This is a genomic window from Streptomyces sp. NPDC058880, assembly GCF_042742535.1.
In the GTDB taxonomy this organism is placed as follows: Bacteria; Actinomycetota; Actinomycetes; order Streptomycetales; family Streptomycetaceae; genus Streptomyces.
This window is the reverse complement of sequence record NZ_JBHYMC010000140.1, coordinates 1-1,352: the sequence shown is the minus strand read 5'-3', so window position 1 is coordinate 1,352 and position 1,352 is coordinate 1. Positions and strand designations below refer to the sequence as shown.

Below are 1,352 nucleotides of genomic sequence, written 5' to 3'. Positions count from 1 at the left end.
GACGTTAAGTCCGTTTCTGGTAGCAGCCTCGTCCGGGCTGGGTGAGGAAGCCTTGGCGGGTGAGGCGTCCGAGGCGGCTGCGGGTGATGTTGACGGATGCCTCGTCGGTGGGCATGTCGAGGAGTTCGTGCAGCTCACGGGCTCGGAAGACCTGGTCGGGGTGCTGGTTGAAGGCGTTCACGATGGCCTGGTAGGCGGTGTTCGTCTCGGGTGGGCCTGGGTCACCTCCAGCGGGTGCAAGTTCGGCGATGACCTTGGCGGTGGTGGCCAGGTCCGCGAGTCGCGCTTCGGCCTCGGCCAGGGCGGCGGTCAAGTGCTGGATCTGGTCGCGTAGTTCAGCGGCCCGGGCGGTGGTCTCGTCGTGCTGGGCCTGGAGGCCGGCCAGGAGCTCGGCGACGTTCACGCGGCCAGCCCGAGGGTGTCGCGCCAGGCCGGAGACGGTGTGGTGAGGCGGCGGGCCATGTTCGCGATCGAGGCCCAGTAGACGCGTGAGGCGGAGTTGTCGGGCCGGTGGTCGTACTCACGGGCGAGGCGGCGGTGCAGCATCAACGTGCCGTTGACCTGCTCCACGATCCACCGCTTGGGCTGCGGAATGAAGCCTTTGCCCTGGTCAGCGGGGTTTCGGCGGACGATCTCGACGTCGATGTCCAGCAGTGCGCCGTGGATGAGGACCTCGTCCTTGAAGCCCTGGTCCACCAGGGCTTTCTCCAGGCGGTTGCCGCACCGCTCGGCGGCCTGGTCGAGCAGGGCGGTGCCGGCGGCGTTGTCATGGGCGGAGGCGTCCAGCACAACAACGCCGATGACCAGCCCCAGGACGTCGACGGGCCAGTCCCCGCTTGCGGCCCGACATCCTCTTGTGCGCGTCCAGCCCCGTCGTGGTCTTCGGGACACCCGCCGCGGCGCGGACGGACTGGGTGTCGATGATCACGAGGGACGGGTCCTCTAATCGGCGGGCTCTCTCCCTCACCTGGCAGCGCAGGAGTTCCTGGATGCGCTGGTCGAGGCCGTCCTGGCGCCACAGCGTGAAGTAGTAGAACACCGCCGACCAGGCCGGCAGGTCATGCGGCAGGTAGCGCCACTGGCAGCCCGTCCGGTTCTGGTAGAAGATCGCGTTCACGACTTCCCGCAGGTCGCAGGACCCGGGATCACCGGTCGCCGACCGTGCCACCCGGTCCTGCTTCCAGGCCGCGATCATCGGCTGGATCAACGCCCACTGCTCGTCCGATAAGTCGCTGGGGTACGGCTTTCTCTCCATGGCCCGCATCTCAGCATGGACATGTCTAGCAGGTGTCCGGCATGGCGATCAGTACCACGATCGAGCGATCACGAACCGAGGAAGAACGGACTTAACG

Annotated in this window: 1 protein-coding gene and 1 pseudogene; both read right to left on the bottom strand. The window is 67.4% G+C overall.

Annotated elements, in window-relative coordinates; genetic code table 11:
* Positions 1-4: 4 nt before the first annotated feature.
* Positions 5-403 (bottom strand): hypothetical protein, encoded by a 399-nt coding sequence (locus ACFW2G_RS33075; protein ID WP_384456663.1) that lies wholly within the window; start codon positions 401-403, stop codon positions 5-7.
* A pseudogene (locus ACFW2G_RS33070) lies at positions 400-1,255 on the bottom strand (IS5 family transposase). Before ACFW2G_RS33070 ends, ACFW2G_RS33075 begins: the two are co-directional and overlap by 4 nt.
* Positions 1,256-1,352: the final 97 nt, after the last annotated feature.